This is a genomic window from Acidobacteriota bacterium, from assembly GCA_016716435.1.
Classification (GTDB): domain Bacteria; phylum Acidobacteriota; class Blastocatellia; order Pyrinomonadales; family Pyrinomonadaceae; genus OLB17.
On the sequence record JADJWI010000007.1, the window covers coordinates 52,756 to 68,703 of the forward strand.

The following is a 15,948-nucleotide window of genomic DNA, read 5'->3' on the forward strand; positions in this document are numbered from 1 at the left end:
TCCGTTTAATTACAAATTAATAATTTCTAATTATTAATTGGCCTGAATGAACGAAGTTCTGTCCGCTTCCTACTGCTCACCGCTCACGGCTCACTGTTCACTTTGCCCCGCTGTCCATTTTCCTCGGTCTTCAAGCCAAAGTGAATGGTGATCCGTGAGATATGGAAGAAAAGGATGATATGGAAGGGGCGAGTTGCCGAGTTACCGAGTTGCCGTGCTGCAGAGTTCTGAGTCCGGGCTTGAGGCTCGCACGCAGTACAAAATGTGAATCACCCGCTCCGAGAAGGCGACCACAATATATTGTATTGGGGCAGAACGGCATTTCGGTCAGTTGGGATTGAAGAGTTACATCAAGCGGGGCGCGGTAAATGTTGCAAATGAGACGTTTATAAAATTAACACAAAACCACTAGATTTAGTGTTGACAAAACGTTACCTACACAATATAGTCTATATCCACTGCAGGACTGAATAACTCAAAAAGACGCTTGGGGTCCTGTCCAGTCACCTGAAATCAACCAAAACGAGCCGGCCACTTCGGGCCCACAATATATGGGCCCCGCGGGAAAGAGTCTCTGCATTTCCCGGCGACGACGCGGCGACGCTCGAAAACCCGTTGCAGGAGTTCAAACGAGGAGAAAGAAAAAATGATGGATACATTCGTCGCTACGGCAAGGCAGACCGAGGAAGCAGCACAAACGACAATGCGCGTGACCAAGCGCAATGGAGCTTACGAGCCGGTCGATATCAACAAGATCGTCCGGGCGATCTCACGCTGTACGCCGAACCTGCCGAACGTAGATGTGATGCGGATCGCGACGAAGACCATCAGCGGGCTTTTTGACGGTGCGAGCACAAAGGAACTCGACAAGCTTTCGATCCAGACGGCCGCGAGCCTGATCTTTGAAGAGCCGGAATATTCGCGGCTGGCCGCCCGGCTTTTGATTCAATACGTTGAAAAGGAAGTACATAACCAGGAGATCTATTCTTTCTCGCAGTCCATCGCCTTCGGCTTCAAAGAAGGGCTGATGAACGAGCGGGTGTACAACTTTGTTTGTGAAAACAGCCGCAAGCTGAATGACGCCATCGATAAAACGCGCAACGATCTTTTCGAATTCTTTGGCCTCAGGACGCTTTACGACCGATATTTGCTAAAGAACCCGGAGACCCGCGACGTCATCGAAACGCCGCAGTTCTTCTGGATGCGGGTCGCGTGCGGGCTTGCCGAAACGCCGTCTTTGGCCATCGAGCTTTACCATCTCTTCTCGTCGCTCGAGTACATTCCCTCGACGCCGACGCTTTTCAACTCCGGCACACGGCACGAACAACTATCGTCGTGCTTCCTACTTGATTCGCCGCAGGATAGCCTCGAAAGCATTTACAAAAAGTATGCGGACGTCGCAATGCTTTCAAAGTTTTCGGGCGGCATCGGCATTGCTTATCATCGCGTACGCTCGCAAGGGTCGCTGATCCGCGGTACGAACGGGCACTCGAACGGCATCGTGCCTTGGCTCAAGACTCTTGATTCCTCGGTGGCGGCGGTAAATCAGGGCGGTAAGCGAAAGGGTGCGGCGTGCGTTTATCTCGAGACGTGGCATGCAGACATCGAGGATTTCCTCGAGCTTCGCGACAACACTGGCGACGACGCCCGGCGGACGCACAACCTCAACATCGCCAACTGGATACCGGACATCTTTATGCGCCGCGTTGAGTCGGACGAGACGTGGTCGCTCTTTGACCCGAAAGCCGTTCCCCATTTTCCGGATATATACGGCGAAGAGTTCGAGCGCGAATACCTTAAGGCCGAGCAGGAAGGGCTGTACAAAAAGCAGGTCAAGGCACGCGATCTTTACGGCAAGATGATGCGGACGCTCGCCCAGACCGGCAACGGCTGGATGACCTTTAAGGACGCGAGCAACAATAAATGCAATCAAACGGCCGTGGCCGGAAACGTCGTCCACCTCTCGAATCTCTGCACGGAGATCATCGAGGTGACGAACGACAGCGAGACGGCGGTCTGCAATCTCGGCTCGATCAATGTGGCCAGGTACGTTGGCGAAAGCGGGTTCGATTTTGAGAAGCTGCATCGCAATGTTGGGCTTGCGGTTCGCCAGCTTGACCGCGTCATCGACCTCAATTACTACGCGATTCCGAGCACCGAGGATTCGAACATGCGGTGGCGGAACATCGGCCTCGGCGTGATGGGCCTGCAGGATGTTTTCTTCAAGCTGCGGCTGGCTTTCGATTCGGACGAGGCTCGGCGGATCTCGGCTAAGATACAGGAAGAGATCTACTTCGCTGCACTTGATGCGTCGTGTGAACTCGCGATAGCCAAGGGCGCTCATCCGGCGTTCCCGGAAACGCGTGCGGCCCGCGGCGTGCTGCAATTTGACCTCTGGGGAGTTGTGCCCGAGGACACGGCCCGCTGGGACGCGCTCCGAGAAAAGATCAAAGCGAACGGGCTTCGCAACAGCCTGATGATCGCAATTGCACCGACGGCGACGATCGCCGCCATCGCCGGCAGCTACGAATGCATCGAGCCGCAAGTCTCGAACCTCTTCAAACGCGAAACGCTTTCCGGCGACTTCATCCAGATCAACAAATACCTTGTTCAAGAGCTGAAGGCAGCCGGGCTCTGGACCGACGAGGTGCGGCAAAAGATCAAGCTCGGCGAGGGCTCGATACAGGCGATCGACGAGATACCGGAAGAGATCCGGGCGATCTACCGCACCGCATGGGAAGTGCCGATGCGGGTCCTGATCGACATGGCCGCCGAACGCGGGGCGTTCATCGACCAATCGGCGTCGCTCAACCTATTCATGGAAAGCCCGTCGATCGGCAAGCTTTCGTCGATGTATATGTACTGCTGGCAAAAAGGACTAAAGACGACGTATTACCTTCGCTCGCGGCCGGCAACGAAGATCAATCAGGTGACCGCCGAATACAAGGTCGCCGAACTCGTGCCGAACAACAGCGAGCCGGATGTCCGGGCATATACGGATGAAGAAGCTCTCGCATGTTCGCTAGAAAACCCTGATGCGTGCGAGGCGTGTCAATGACCCATCCACACGAGCTAAGAATCCCGCCGTCGGCAGCGGCAGACGACTCCGCTAGGGAGATGATAAGAGCGTGGGGGTCCGGAGGGGGCTTACACATCACACTTGCCCCGGATCTTTTGGACGATCCCGGAAACTGGGGAATCGTACTCGCTGACGTAACACGGCACCTGGCGGACGCATACGCGAAGCTGAAAGATTTTGACAGAACGGTAACGATTGATCGGATTCGCGAGTTGTTTGAGGCCGAACTTGACTCACCGACAGATGCCCCGACGGGGGCTTTCGTTAACGGATAACGAGAATAGAGAGGTTTTAATTTACTACTTCGCGGGATAAGGTACGTGGCCCTTCGCTCAATCGATTGGACCAGCAGCTCAAGAATGTGATCGAATGAAATCTGAAGAGATTAGACAATTACTTGAGAAGTTCGAATCAGCAATGCAACTACTTGACGGGGTTGAATGTTGGAGCGCGAGAGATTTGCAGGTATTGCTTGGCTACACACAATGGAGAAATTTCAGTCAAGTAATTGAAAAGGCAAAGGCTGCGGCTGTAAATGCAGAAGTAGATATAGATAACCATTTTGCTGAGGTCAGCAAAATGGTCGAGCTTGGAAGTGGTTCAAAGAGGGAAATTGAAGATATTGCCCTCACAAGGTATGCCTGTTACCTAATCGCACAGAATGGTGATTCGATTAAGCCGCAAATAGCTGTTGCTCAAGAATATTTTGCTTTTCGGGCGGACGGAACTCCAACGGAGTTCGTAAACGAGATCCTACAGCGCCCGGCATCGACGGTCTTCGAGCAAATTAAGCACTTCGACGACGATTACAGCGAATTTTGGAGCGCCAGAGAACTAAGTCGAATTTTAGAATACTCTCAATTCCGCCACTTTGTGCCGGTAATCGAAAGAGCCAAAGAGGCTTGCAGGAATAGTGGGATCAAGATACCAGACCATTTTGAGGATATCCTCACAATGGTCAAAATCGGTTCCGGTGCGGAACGCGAGATCGAAGATGTCAGGCTTTCACGATACGCTTGTTACCTGATCGTTCAAAATGCGGATTCTAGTAAAGAAATCGTTGCTTTGGGCCAGACCTATTTCGCCGTTCAAACCCGTTTGCAAGAACTCCAGCAAACGCGGGACTACGAACAACTAAAAACTGAAGAAGAAAAGCGTCTATTCCTTCGCGAGGAAATGTCTCTACACAATAAGCAGCTTGCCGAAGCGGCAAGAGCCGCCGGCGTCGTAGAACCTATAGATTACGCCATATTCCAAAACCACGGTTACCAAGGCCTATACGGAGGCTTACTTGCGAAGGACATTCATGCCCGAAAGGGCTTGAAAAAAAGTCAGCAGATTCTCGACCAAATGGGAAGCACGGAGCTAGCAGCCAATCTTTTCCGTGCAACTCAGACAGAAGAAAAATTGCGTCGCGAAGATGTTAAGGGAAAGAACAAAGCTAACCAGACTCATTTCGAGGTCGGTGCGAAAGTGCGTAAGACGATCGAAGAGATCGGAGGCACGATGCCAGAGAACCTACCCGTAGCCGATAGCATTAAGAAACTGAAAAAAGAATCAACTCCTAAAAAGTTGAAAGGGAAATAAAACTGATGTTACTAGATCCAGGATTTAACCTTACACTTCGCCCGATGAAGTATCCGGACTTTTATGAAATGTACCGGAATGCGATCAAGAACACTTGGACCGTCGAGGAGGTCGACTTCTCGATGGACGTCACGGACCTTCGTGCCAAGATGACGCCGGCGGAGCGGCACCTGATCAATCGGCTTGTTGCGTTTTTCGCGACGGGAGATTCGATAGTCTCCAACAATTTGGTGCTTAATCTTTACAAGCACATCAATGCGCCCGAGGCGCGGATGTACCTCTCGCGGCAGCTTTATGAAGAGGCACTGCACGTGCAGTTTTATCTCACGCTGCTTGATACCTATATCCCCGAGCACAAGGAACGCGAGGCGGCATTTGCGGCGATCGAGAACATTCCGTCGATCCGCAAAAAGGGCGAGTTTTGCTTGAAATGGATCGATTCGATCAACGACCTGCAGACGCTTGAGACGAAGGAAGACCGCCGCCGATTTCTGCTCAATCTGATCTGCTTCGCGGCGTGCATTGAGGGGCTCTTCTTCTTTGCGGCGTTCGCTTATGTTTACTTTCTGCGGTCAAAGGGTTTGCTACACGGGCTCGCCTCTGGGACGAACTGGGTCTTCCGCGACGAATCGGCCCACATGAACTTTGCCTTTGAAGTGGTCAAAAAAGTGCGGGCCGAGGAGCCGGACCTTTTTGATGCCGAACTCGAGCGGCAGATCGCTTTGATGCTCGATGAAGCGGTCGAATGCGAAATGCAGTTTGCCGAGGACATCCTCTCGGGCGGCGTCGCCGGGCTTTCGGTCGTCGATATGAAGCAGTATCTTGAGTTCATCGCCGATCAGCGGCTCGCGATGCTCGGCATCCCGAAGGTCTATAAGGCAAAGAACCCATTCTCATTCATGGACCTGCAGGACGTTCAGGAACTGACAAACTTCTTCGAACGCCGCGTCTCGGCATACCAGGTCTCAGTCGCCGGCGAGGTAAGCTTCAGCGAAGCGTTCTAGCGGTAACATCAGACGAAAACAATGACCCCGAGGTGCCTAGCGGCTCTCGGGGTTAACTATTTTCGCGATAGATGAAGAAAAGCGTAACGGAGTGGAACAGTGCGATCAGCAGGTTGCTAACGACCACCGGGTTGGATACGGTTCCAACAGCAAAGGGCGTAATGAGCTTGTAAACGATCTGCACGAGCAGAAGTGCGGCGACGAACTTCTGCTCGGTACGCACAAGCAAGCCAAGGGAGACCAATGCGATGGAAATATAGACCGAGAGCAAAATGCCACGAGCCGCGGTTGCATCGCCATAGCTTTCGCGTGCCCACTCAGCATCGGAAATAAGGCCATAACAGACCGGTATCAGAACCGCTATGTTGAGCACGAGCGAGATGACGATCATCAACTTCATGCTGAACATTTCGCAGATTCGCGTAAGCCGGATGCGGGAATTGACTGCTTCGCGTGATGACACTCACTTTTTGTGGGGCCAGGGATTGCGACCTGCAACGGTTTCTCGGCCGCTAGCGGTGGAAGATGGTCGGGTTGGCTTTGATGATGGCGGCAAGTTCGCGCTGTAGTTCCTCGGTGGCGGTGAAGGTCGGAAACCCGCGGAGATGGTTGAAGTATTGTTTGCTGATTAGGGCGGCATGTTTTGCCTTGACGCTGCCGGGCGAGACGCGGTAGATCTCGTAGAGTCCGTGTCCGAGCCCGCCTTCGACCCGATAGCGGCCTTTTATCTCGTTGAACTTCTCCTCGCCGACGGTCCCGCGGAAGTTCTTCTCATTCAACTGGCCGTACATGACCTCTGGGATGTTCGCCTGGATCTCGGCCGGGCGGCCGTTGGACATAGAGATGACGAAGTTCATTCCCGAGTAGCCGCAAGGTGAGGAGTTAGCGAAAACTTCGACGTCCTTGAGCAAGCTGAGCCCGTTCCGCGCAACGCACTCCTCACGGATCAAGCTCTGCACCTGCCGTAGGCTGCTGAGCGTTGGGGCGACGATGGTCATTCGGACGGCGTCCTTAAGGCCGTACCAGTCACCACCATAATCACTCGCAACCTTCTCGGCTGCCCGGGCCTGTTGCTTTATCGGGCCGTAAACCGGAACGGCCTCGCACTTCGTGGCGATCATGTCGGCCAGTTTGCGGAGCTCCGCGTCGGTATTGTCCGCATCTGCAAAAATGCGCTTCGCGATCCCTTCTTGAGCTTTTTCACGCAATTGTGAAAGCAAATTTTTGTTCATTATTGATGCTTTGTGCTCTTAAAGTATCGGCGACGGCCATCTGTCCGCTCTCCCCGGCAGAGAGGTGCAAAATAAAATATCGAATCGGTCTCTGCCGCCGCATTAACCATCCCGGCATTGAGACAGATCGCATACCGAGTAACTGTTCAGCACTGTTTCGTTTGATGATACGTCAGGTGGGGAGAATTTTGAAGTTCCTTTCTGCGTCTCGATGTGCAGACGCTGCCGGATGGCATAGGTTGGATGCATGAATTGAACTAGAACGGAAAAAGCAGGGGCAGCAGCAGGACACTTGTGACCACCACTATCGCCGAGATCGGCAGCCCGTGGATGATGTAGTCGCTAAAGCGGTAGCCGCCGGGGCTCATGACGAGAACGTTCGCCGGGTGGGCAACGGGACTGATAAAAGAGGCGGCGAGCGCGTATGCGATGCCCATCATAAAAGGATAGGGCGAGACCTCCATTGCTGCTGCCGTGTTGATCGCGATGGGCGACATCAGAACCGCAACGACCGCGCTCGGCATCGTTTGGGTGATCGCAATTGAAAGCGTCATCAATCCCGCCAATACAGCTAACGGGCCGTAGCTTCCGGCAGTGCTGATCACGCCATCGGCAAGAAGTTGTGCGGCTCCCGTTTCGCCCATTGCGGCGCCGAGCGGGAGCATTGCGGCTATCAGAAAGACCGCCTTCCAGTCGATGGCCTGATAGGCCTCGTCCATCGAGAGGCATCTCGAAGCCACCATCAACACGCATCCGGTGATGGCGGCGATCGCGATCGGCATTCCGAGGATGATGACCGCTCCGATCACTCCGGCCATTATTAGTGCGGCAACGGTGGCGAGGTGCGTCTTCGGTTCTTCCTGCATCTCGGCCTGAAGAACTACGAAATCGGGGTCGCGGGCGAGCATCTCGAAGCGCTCCTTCGTGCCATAGCAAAGCAGGCCATCGCCAAAGCTAAGCGGTATCTCCGCCAGCTCCGTCCTATATGCCCGCTCTCCACGCCAAATGGCCAAAACCGACACGCCATACTTATCTCGGAACTTCAGGTCTGCAAGAGTTTTCCCGGCAAGACTTGTATAGGGAGAGAGGATCACTTCTACCATCTTCAGCGAGCCGATCTCCAGCTTGTACCGCTTAACATTGACATTGCGAACTATCTCAAGCTTGTCCAGGCCCTTGAGCACCTCTATCGTTCGCGGGCGTCCGCCGACGAGCAAAAGATCGTTTGTCTCAAGCGTGTCCTCGGGGCCCGTCATTTCCCAAGTTCCGCCGCTATGCTTTACTGCATAGGCGGCAAGCCCAAACGCCGTGCCGAGCCGGCTTTCCTTCAATGTTCGGCCGGCGAGGGTTGAGCCCTCAGGAATGCTGATTATAAGCAGCAGATCATCCAGATCGTATTTCGCGGCATCTTCTAATGAAGCCTGCCGGATCTCGTCGCCGCTATCGGTGACGCCAAACTCCTCTTCGGGGCCATGTACCAAAAGTTGATCACCTGAAAGTATTTTCAGTCCGCGGAGATCGGTCCGGATTATGTCGCCGTTGCGGTTAACGGAGAGGACATTGAGGCCGAACCGTTCATGAAATCTGATCGCCGATAGCGATCTGCCAACGAGTTCAGATTCTTCTGCGATCTCCATCTCGCCAAGACCGACCTTATCGGTGATAAGTGCCGAAGCTGTCGGGCGGTCTTCCTCAATGGTCAACACCGGCTTTTCGGTGATATCCTCGATCCGGTCGAGTCGGCCGAGGATCAGCAACCGGTCGCCGCTCGCAATTTCTACATCCGGCTCGGCAGCGATCCGCTGGCCGGACTTTCGGCGAATGCTCAGAACATTCAGCCCCAACGCTTGCCCGATACGGCTCTCGCCGAGGCTCTTTCCGATCAGTGGGCTTTCGTCCGGGATCACAAGATAGGCAAGGCGTTCCTCGAGGCTGTAAAGTTTTTTGATGTCGCGGCCCGAGTTTCCATTCGCTCCGGGATCAAGAGTGTCTCGCTGAGGCAGAAGGCGTCGCCCGATAAACGCCATGTATGCAACACTTGCGGCGAGTATCACAAGCCCACCGATGGTAAAGTCAAACATCTCGAGCGGCCGTAGCCCGGCCTCGCGGAGAGCGTCGCGGACGAGCAGATTGCTCGGCGTTCCGATCAGCAGGATCAGGCCCCCGAGCAGCGAGCCGTATGCCATCGGGAGCAGAAGCCGTGAGGCGTGCCGCTTGGTTTGATGGGCGATGTCCATCGTTATCGGCAGAAACATCGCCGCTACCCCGATGTTGTTCATGAAGGAGGAGAGAAGCGCCGTTACGGTCATCAATACTGAGATCAGCTTGCCTTCGCCGCCACGGGCAAACCGCATTAGCTGGTTGCCGAGCACCCGCGAGACGCCCGTCCGGGCGAGTCCGGCAGAGAGAATGTACATTGCCCAGACCGTGATAACGGCCGGATTGCTGAAGCCAGCGATCGCCTGATCAGAGGTGACAAGGCCGGTAAGAGCGAGCGCGACAAGCACTCCGAGGCCGACGAGATCGATCCTCACGAGCTCGGTCATGAAGAGAATAATGGCGACGGCCAAGATCCCAAATACAAGAGCAATTTCGAAACTCATTGGGCTTTTGGCCTATCTCAACCTCGTTGAACTCGCCAGAACTGGCCTAGAATGTTCGAGATGTGGCATCGGAAGTTAACTTGATTCTAATGCGGCCGGGCCGGGTTCTCAAAGCAGATGCTCAATACAACCTTTGTCGGAGTCTTGTCGCCGAGCCTCAATGCCGGTCGCGATGTCGCACCTAAGCCGTTTGAAGTGCTTCACGCTGGTTCCATTCGAAGTAGGCGAGGCCGCCGACGTAGATGCCTTCGATCAGGAAATGCACGGCTGCAAAAACCGGATCACTTTCAACCATCTTGGCGGCGAAAATGATACACAAAAAGGCCCAGGCGGCGTTGGCGAACACGAGTAGCGTTATAAGCAGAATCGTCCGCGTTCGCCGAACCGCGAGCGAGAAGGAATAGGTTCCGTAAACAAGGTGGACGATGCCGTGGCCGACGACGCATGATTGCGGCAGGCCGTAAAGCGGAGCGATGGAGCCGCTAAGAATAAACAAGAGAGCACCGGTTGCGAGGGCGCCTAGGCAATCGATCCAGAGAACGTATTTTGTAAGGAAGGGCATTAGCGATGAGCGGCCGGTAACGACTTCAGATCAACGCGGTGCCGTCGATCTTTGCAAGCTTAGTATCGAAGGTGCCGAGCGGCGTGTGGCCGGCCTTGCGTGCGACTTCGAGAATAATGCAATCCGCAAATCCAACACCCTTGTTGTTTCGAAATGCATCGAGAGCTGCCGCGACCACGTCGGCATCTTGAATGACGAGAGAGGTATGGTCGAGCAGAGCATTGAGGAACTGGCCAATCTCGGAACGCGATTTCCGATAAATTGAATCCAGCACCCAAACGGTCTCGACTAGCGCGATATGAGGAACCCACGCACCCGGCGCGATAAACTCCTCGGCCGCGGCGGCTTGTTTCGCGTTGTCCCTGACGAACAAGCGTACCAAAACATTAGTGTCAACGGCGCGCATGTTTCTTTCTTATGTAGCTTCGGATGCCTTCCTTTATGTCTTTGAGGCTGACGGGTCGAGGAGGCTTTTTGAACAACATCTTGTGAAGATCTTCCGATGTGTACTGGCCGGACCGGCGCAGCATTACCTCGTCGTCACCCTTTTCTTCCCATTCAATGATAGAGCCGGGGCCGATGCCTAGCTTCTTTCTCACCGATGCAGGGACCGATATTTGCCCTTGTGCTGTGATCCGCGATCTGACCTTTTCCATACGTGGATATTAGATGCATTACCGCGGTAATGTCAATCAGTTTTTTACGGGCGTGGTAGTCCTTCGGCCGGCGGTTGCGATGGCGATAATGACGAACGCGATGGCGGCCGGAAGCCAGACCCAGAGAAGTTCGGAGCCGATGACCCGCCAGCCGCGGAGCCCGAGAAACTCCCAAAGGCTAAGCGGCGAGACGACGATCACCCGCCACGGGAAGAACATCCGTTCGGTCGCATACGGCCAGAGAAGTGCGACGCCGAGTCCGCCGGTCGTAAGCATATCAAGCAGGCCGTGCGATGCGGCCGAAACGAGCACGAATAGAAATGCCGTAATTCGCTTCGCTTTTAACCACGGGGCAAGAAGGGCGGCGATGAATGCAAGAGCGGCCGCAAAGGCGAGCGAATGGCTAAAGCCGCGATGGCCCCATTCGCTCGAATATGTAATGCCTAACCGAAAGGCCAACACATCAAGATCCGGTATGACGGACGCCGCAACGCCCGCTGCCAAGAGCCGCGGCGGAATGATGTTTTTCCCGAGGCCAAAGCCAATCGCAAGTGGAACCGCGGGATGTGTGAAGATCGTGGGCATCGTGTCCGAAAGGAAAGATCAAACCTTTCCGTAAGAGAACTCCGAACAATAGTAGCTGATTGCTCCGATTCGTAAAAGATATGCCATCTTCGGAACTGGCGAGCGATTCCTTCCCCGAGTCAGTCGCGTTCATGCAAGTATAAAAAAAGAAAAGGACCCGACTGCGTTGGCCGGGCCCCTGAGGTCAGTGATGTGGGGTCATTGCGATCCCCTCCAGTATCTTGCTGAAAGCTGGCTGCTCGCCGGGTCAAACTTATACCCGGTCTTTGACACACCAGAAATATAAAGGCGATACGTCCCCGCAACGGACTGCACCCCAAAAGTAGCGATGCCTCTTGCGTCGGTAGGTGCCGTCTGCAGAACGTTCCTTCCGTTGGGCGTACGCCACCGAACTGAGACCATTGCATCGGCGACCGGGCTGCCGGCCTTATCAAGAACGGCGACGTCCCCATAGACCCAGTAACCGCTCCGAGTCCGCTCGCTATACATCCTTATCGAACTGACCCGCATAGTGCCGGTGGTCGAGCCTGCAACTATTACGTCTGCCTCGCTGCGGGTTACGTTGCCCATCGTGTCATAGGCCATCGCCATAATGCGGTAGGTCGCAGGAGTAAGCTGGGTCGTGTCCCACGTGAACGCTATCTCGCCTCCGCCATTCGACGATCCGATGACGACCTGCTGGCCCGTGTACTGATTCCAAAAGCTGATCTCCTGATACTCGACGGCAACATTGTCGGTAGCGGATGAACGTGTCGTCACGATGCCCGAGACGGTCGACCCGCCGGCCGGTTCGAGCAGCGTCACCTGCGGTGGCGTCGTATCGAGCGGCGTTGCCGGAGATATCACGGTTATCGTGTCGGACCATTCGCTAGTACCGCCAAGGCCAGCGGCCCTTACGCGATAGTTGTAGGTGATGTTTACGCCCACTGTCGTGTCCGAATGGCGTGCGGCAGTTCCCGGCGGAACAAGCGGCAGGATCTCCCAGTTCGGTGTGCCGGCAACGGTCCGCTGAAGTTCCCATCCGCGCGTTAGCGTACTTGTATTGACCCAGGAAAGCTCGATCGAGTTATAGGGCTCCATTCGGGTTGCAGGATGTGCAACGCCGACGAGCCCGGCCGGGGCGGTCGGCGGCGGGATCGCCCCAATGGGCAAAAGCAGTACAGCACCGGTTTGCCCGGTCGTATTGTTACGAGCGATGGTCGCGATCTCGCGGTTGTTGTTAACATACGAGCCGTTGCCGGTGATGACCCAGCCATTTCCGATGGTCTCGGGGCTAAGTAAGCTTCCGACGGCGAAGGTTCCCAGACCATCGAAGAAAATGCCCGCACCGAATTCGCCATAAGTAATGTCGCCTAGGTCGTTAATGTCGTAGCCGACCGTGTAGCGGGTTGAGCCGGCGATGAACTCCCATCCGGGCCCGGGCGTATATCGAAAGACCGAGACGATATTGAGCGAAGTTGACCGGAGCGGCGATGAGCCGATCATCATCCCGCTTGAATTAATGGCGATGTTTGAGATCGCCTGGTAGTTTGAGGGCCCTTGGCCGGTTACATCGACCTGCCCGGTTGCGAGGTTCAGCCGTTCCTGGCCGCCGATCACAAGGCCGGAGTCATTGATATCGCGGGGAACGATCCAGAAACCGAAGTCCGTCAGCCGCCGAAAACCGGCCTGATCGCTATATACCCAGCCCGTTCCGGTCGGCTGGTAGCCGAGCGAGCTTCGTGAGCCGACGATCTGCCCGGCGTTGTTTATCGCGGTTGCATAGGCCGCCGTGTCGCCGGGCATCAGGGGCAGAACCTGAAGTGAATAGCCGCCCGTTCCGGGTGTCCACCGCACGGCCGAGGCATTCCACTGCGGGCTGAATGATACGCCGACGATAACACCAAGATCATTGACGTCGGTCGGGATCGTACTCATTGAGCCGGGTGGGACGGGAAGTTGGGCCCATTGTGACCCGTTGAGGCTGACAACGGGTTCGTAATTGCCGGCAATCGTCCGCGTTCCGACCACGACACGCTGTGAGTTGATCGCGGTCGGCGAACCGGAGCCGAGATAGCTCAGTTCATAAGCCGGGGGCGTGCTTTGAGCGGACGCCTGCCCGACAACTATCGAAAGACAGAAAAAAGTTGCTATTAAAAGAAATCCGAAGGCCGGACGGCCGCCGGGACTGAAGGGGTCATTGTATTTTCTTGACCGCATAACGATACCTCCTGCAGCGAGCAGCTATCGTCCGGTCGTCTTTCACCCCCCTCAAAGCGTCTTACGCCAAAAGCCTGATTCCGGCGTGTAATTCTACTCGCCTACCGTTATTTTCACGCGATCCGGTTCGTTGTATGTGACCGCAATCACAAGCGGGCCGGTTTCGTTCAAATCTTCTTCGAAATGCCGTCCGGTGATGGCCGATGGCGTTTCGCGGATGGTCGCTACACATTTATAATCGTTGGAAATGAGCGCGAAAGTAACTGATTTCATCAAGCATCACTATCGGCACTTTAATGCGGCGGCTTTGATCGACGCGGCGGAGGGTTACGTACAGCATCTGGACGGAGGCGGGAAGATGATGATCACGCTCGCCGGGGCGATGTCCACGGCGGAGCTGGGGCTGTCGCTCGCTGAGATGATCCGTCAGGACAAGGTGCAGATCATCTCGTGCACGGGGGCGAACCTTGAGGAAGACCTCTTCAACCTGGTCGCCCATGATTTTTACGAACGCGTGCCGAACTACCGCGACCTGACGCCCGAGGACGAGCAGGCGTTGCTGGACCGGCACATGAACCGGGTGACGGACACCTGCATCCCCGAGCACGAAGCGATGCGGAGGCTGGAGAAGGCGATGGTCGAGGTCTGGACGCGGGCCGATGTCGAGGGCCGGCGGATGTTCCCGCACGAATTCATGTACGAGGTGCTCCGGAACGGTTCGCTTGAGGAGTATTACCAGATCGACGTGAAGGATTCGTGGATGTATGCCGCGGCGGAGAAGAACCTGCCGATGGTCGTGCCGGGATGGGAAGATTCGACGATGGGCAATATGTTTGCCGGGCATGTGATCTCCGGCGATGTCGAGAACGTCCACACCGTCCGCACCGGCATCGAATATATGACGATGCTTGCCGAATGGTATACGGCCAACGCTACCGATGAGTCCCGCGTCGGCTTTTTCCAGATCGGCGGCGGAATCGCGGGTGATTTCCCGATCTGCGTCGTCCCAATGCTCCACCAGGACCTGCAGCGGACGGGCGTCCCCGTCTGGGGCTACTTCTGCCAGATCAGCGACTCGACCACTAGCTACGGCTCCTACTCTGGCGCCGTCCCGAACGAAAAAATAACCTGGGGCAAACTCGAAGCCTCAACACCGAAATACATAGTAGAATCCGACGCCTCAATAGTCGCCCCGCTAATGTTTGCTTATGTTTTGGGCTGGTAGCCGCAAGAAATTTTATCCGCCTCGAATGTCTGGTGTTAGAATACGACTATGACAGTTCAAACTATCCCTGAGATCAGCAAGATGACACCGGCTCAGCAGATAGAGCTGATGGAAGCGCTCTGGAAAAGTATGACCGAGCGAAACCTGAACGAACCGCCGGACTGGCATCGCGAATATCTAGCCGATCGGCAAAGGGCCGTTGCAGAAGGCGAGGATTCGTTCATTAACCTTGACGAACTCGAAGACGAACTCCGAAGCGAGGTGAAACTACCACCTCAGTAGCCTGCCAAGCTCATGAATCTCAATGAGAGCGATTCTATTCATTCTTCTCCTTGCTTCCGCGCTCGCGGCACAGTCGCGAACTACCCTCGATAGCAAATACGGGCCGCCCGAAGGTGACCGCTACCGGATCAAGCCGGGCATCGTCGTTGAGGCATCTTTTTTGGAAACCGGTAAAGTAAAAACCCTGCGTATCGTACCGGATGATCCTGAAGACAAAAACGCGCTCCTGCGTGCCGAAGACGTTCGAAATGTGATTCGAGAGCTGGCTCCGGGACGCTTGTGCCGTCGCCCATTGAAGTACACCGAGATAAAGAAACTGCCCTGCCCACCGCGTAAGGGTTGCCGAGGCGTTCAGGAAGAATGGAAACGGGCCACGACACTGATGGTTCGACATAAGAAAGGCGTCGTCTATAGCCTGGTAACACTCAGTGACGAATCGGTACCGCCGCCCGGGCATATCAAGCTCTTGCCCGGTTATGAACACATGCCACTATGCGGGATAGACACCGTCGCAGGTTACATTAGAAAGGAAGGCGGGTTGGGGATCGGGTACGATATCGGCGAAATGGCGGGCAACTTCGCAATGATATATGCGCATTCCGATGTCGCAGAATGGACAAAGACGGAACAGTTCAGTGATGACAAGGCTTTGATCGTTCTCACCAAGCAAAATTACATTGTCGCCACGTTTGAAAAATCATTCGCAAATTTTTCTGCGACCGTTTCTTCGAAATCTGAAATTGACGACTTTTTGAGAATCGTGTTGACGTACAAACCCAAGTAGAATTTGTTTTGATATCGAAATCTCGACCTGCCTAATTCCTTCGTATTGGTGCAGGAGCCTGGTCGCTACCGCTTCCGGTTCTTACTTTTATGGAACATTTTGACGTCCTAATTATCGGTGCGGGGCTTTCGGGTATTGGGGCCGGGGCAC

At 54.9% G+C, this 15,948-nt stretch carries 15 protein-coding genes; 7 read left to right on the top strand and 8 right to left on the bottom strand.

The genetic code is table 11. The annotated features are described in order from the left end of the window. Positions 1-646 precede the first annotated feature (646 nt). The 4 genes from IPM21_11120 to IPM21_11135 all read left to right on the top strand — a co-directional run bounded on the left by IPM21_11120 (position 647) and on the right by IPM21_11135 (position 5,670). The gene (locus tag IPM21_11120; GenBank protein MBK9164434.1) at positions 647-3,058 is read left to right on the top strand and encodes a ribonucleoside-diphosphate reductase subunit alpha; all 2,412 of its coding nucleotides are present in this window, start codon (positions 647-649) and stop codon (positions 3,056-3,058) included. Then, positions 3,055-3,354 carry a DUF5076 domain-containing protein gene (locus tag IPM21_11125; GenBank protein ID MBK9164435.1) on the top strand — a complete coding sequence of 100 codons (300 nt, stop codon included), beginning with the start codon at positions 3,055-3,057 and terminating at the stop codon, positions 3,352-3,354. The genes IPM21_11120 and IPM21_11125 overlap by 4 nt, the downstream gene beginning before the upstream one ends. A 304-nt stretch (positions 3,355-3,658) precedes the next feature. Next, positions 3,659-4,666, top strand: coding sequence for a DNA damage-inducible protein D (gene dinD / locus IPM21_11130; GenBank protein MBK9164436.1), 1,008 nt, complete (start codon positions 3,659-3,661; stop codon positions 4,664-4,666). 5 nt (positions 4,667-4,671) lie between these two features. Further along, a complete protein-coding gene (locus IPM21_11135) occupies positions 4,672-5,670 on the top strand; it encodes a ribonucleotide-diphosphate reductase subunit beta (GenBank protein MBK9164437.1) in 999 nt (332 codons plus the stop codon). Positions 5,671-5,722: 52 nt separating this feature from the next. Here IPM21_11135 and IPM21_11140 read toward each other — a convergent pair whose 3' ends face one another. The 8 genes from IPM21_11140 to IPM21_11175 form a co-directional block, all read right to left on the bottom strand. Continuing rightward, the gene (locus IPM21_11140; protein MBK9164438.1) at positions 5,723-6,070 is read right to left on the bottom strand and encodes a hypothetical protein; all 348 of its coding nucleotides are present in this window, start codon (positions 6,068-6,070) and stop codon (positions 5,723-5,725) included. A 112-nt stretch (positions 6,071-6,182) separates the two neighbouring features. Beyond that, entirely contained in the window at positions 6,183-6,902 is a 720-nt protein-coding gene (locus IPM21_11145; GenBank protein ID MBK9164439.1) for a hypothetical protein, read from the bottom strand. A 257-nt stretch (positions 6,903-7,159) separates the two neighbouring features. Beyond that, a complete protein-coding gene (locus tag IPM21_11150; GenBank protein MBK9164440.1) occupies positions 7,160-9,505 on the bottom strand; it encodes an SLC13 family permease in 2,346 nt (781 codons plus the stop codon). Between the two features lie 181 nt (positions 9,506-9,686). Then, a complete protein-coding gene (locus IPM21_11155) occupies positions 9,687-10,067 on the bottom strand; it encodes a hypothetical protein (GenBank protein ID MBK9164441.1) in 381 nt (126 codons plus the stop codon). Between the two features lie 25 nt (positions 10,068-10,092). Then, positions 10,093-10,473: a type II toxin-antitoxin system VapC family toxin gene (locus IPM21_11160; protein ID MBK9164442.1), complete on the bottom strand. Its 381-nt coding sequence runs from the start codon at positions 10,471-10,473 to the stop codon at positions 10,093-10,095. Beyond that, on the bottom strand, positions 10,460-10,723 hold the full coding sequence (locus IPM21_11165) for an AbrB/MazE/SpoVT family DNA-binding domain-containing protein (protein MBK9164443.1): 264 nt from the start codon (positions 10,721-10,723) through the stop codon (positions 10,460-10,462). The genes IPM21_11160 and IPM21_11165 overlap by 14 nt, the downstream gene beginning before the upstream one ends. Positions 10,724-10,759: 36 nt before the next feature. Then, entirely contained in the window at positions 10,760-11,308 is a 549-nt protein-coding gene (locus tag IPM21_11170) for a metal-dependent hydrolase (protein ID MBK9164444.1), read from the bottom strand. Between the two features lie 198 nt (positions 11,309-11,506). Then, positions 11,507-13,507: a hypothetical protein gene (locus IPM21_11175; GenBank protein MBK9164445.1), complete on the bottom strand. Its 2,001-nt coding sequence runs from the start codon at positions 13,505-13,507 to the stop codon at positions 11,507-11,509. Between the two features lie 247 nt (positions 13,508-13,754). Between IPM21_11175 and IPM21_11180 the strand changes: the two genes are divergently transcribed. Genes IPM21_11180 through IPM21_11190 form a run of 3 tightly spaced genes read left to right on the top strand, consistent with a single transcriptional unit; the run spans position 13,755 to position 15,798 of the window. After that, positions 13,755-14,732 carry a deoxyhypusine synthase family protein gene (locus tag IPM21_11180; GenBank protein MBK9164446.1) on the top strand — a complete coding sequence of 326 codons (978 nt, stop codon included), beginning with the start codon at positions 13,755-13,757 and terminating at the stop codon, positions 14,730-14,732. A gap of 48 nt (positions 14,733-14,780) precedes the next feature. Beyond that, on the top strand, positions 14,781-15,014 hold the full coding sequence (locus IPM21_11185) for an addiction module protein (GenBank protein ID MBK9164447.1): 234 nt from the start codon (positions 14,781-14,783) through the stop codon (positions 15,012-15,014). Between the two features lie 22 nt (positions 15,015-15,036). Beyond that, complete coding sequence (locus tag IPM21_11190; GenBank protein MBK9164448.1) at positions 15,037-15,798, top strand: hypothetical protein; 762 nt, start codon at positions 15,037-15,039, stop codon at positions 15,796-15,798. Positions 15,799-15,948: the final 150 nt, after the last annotated feature.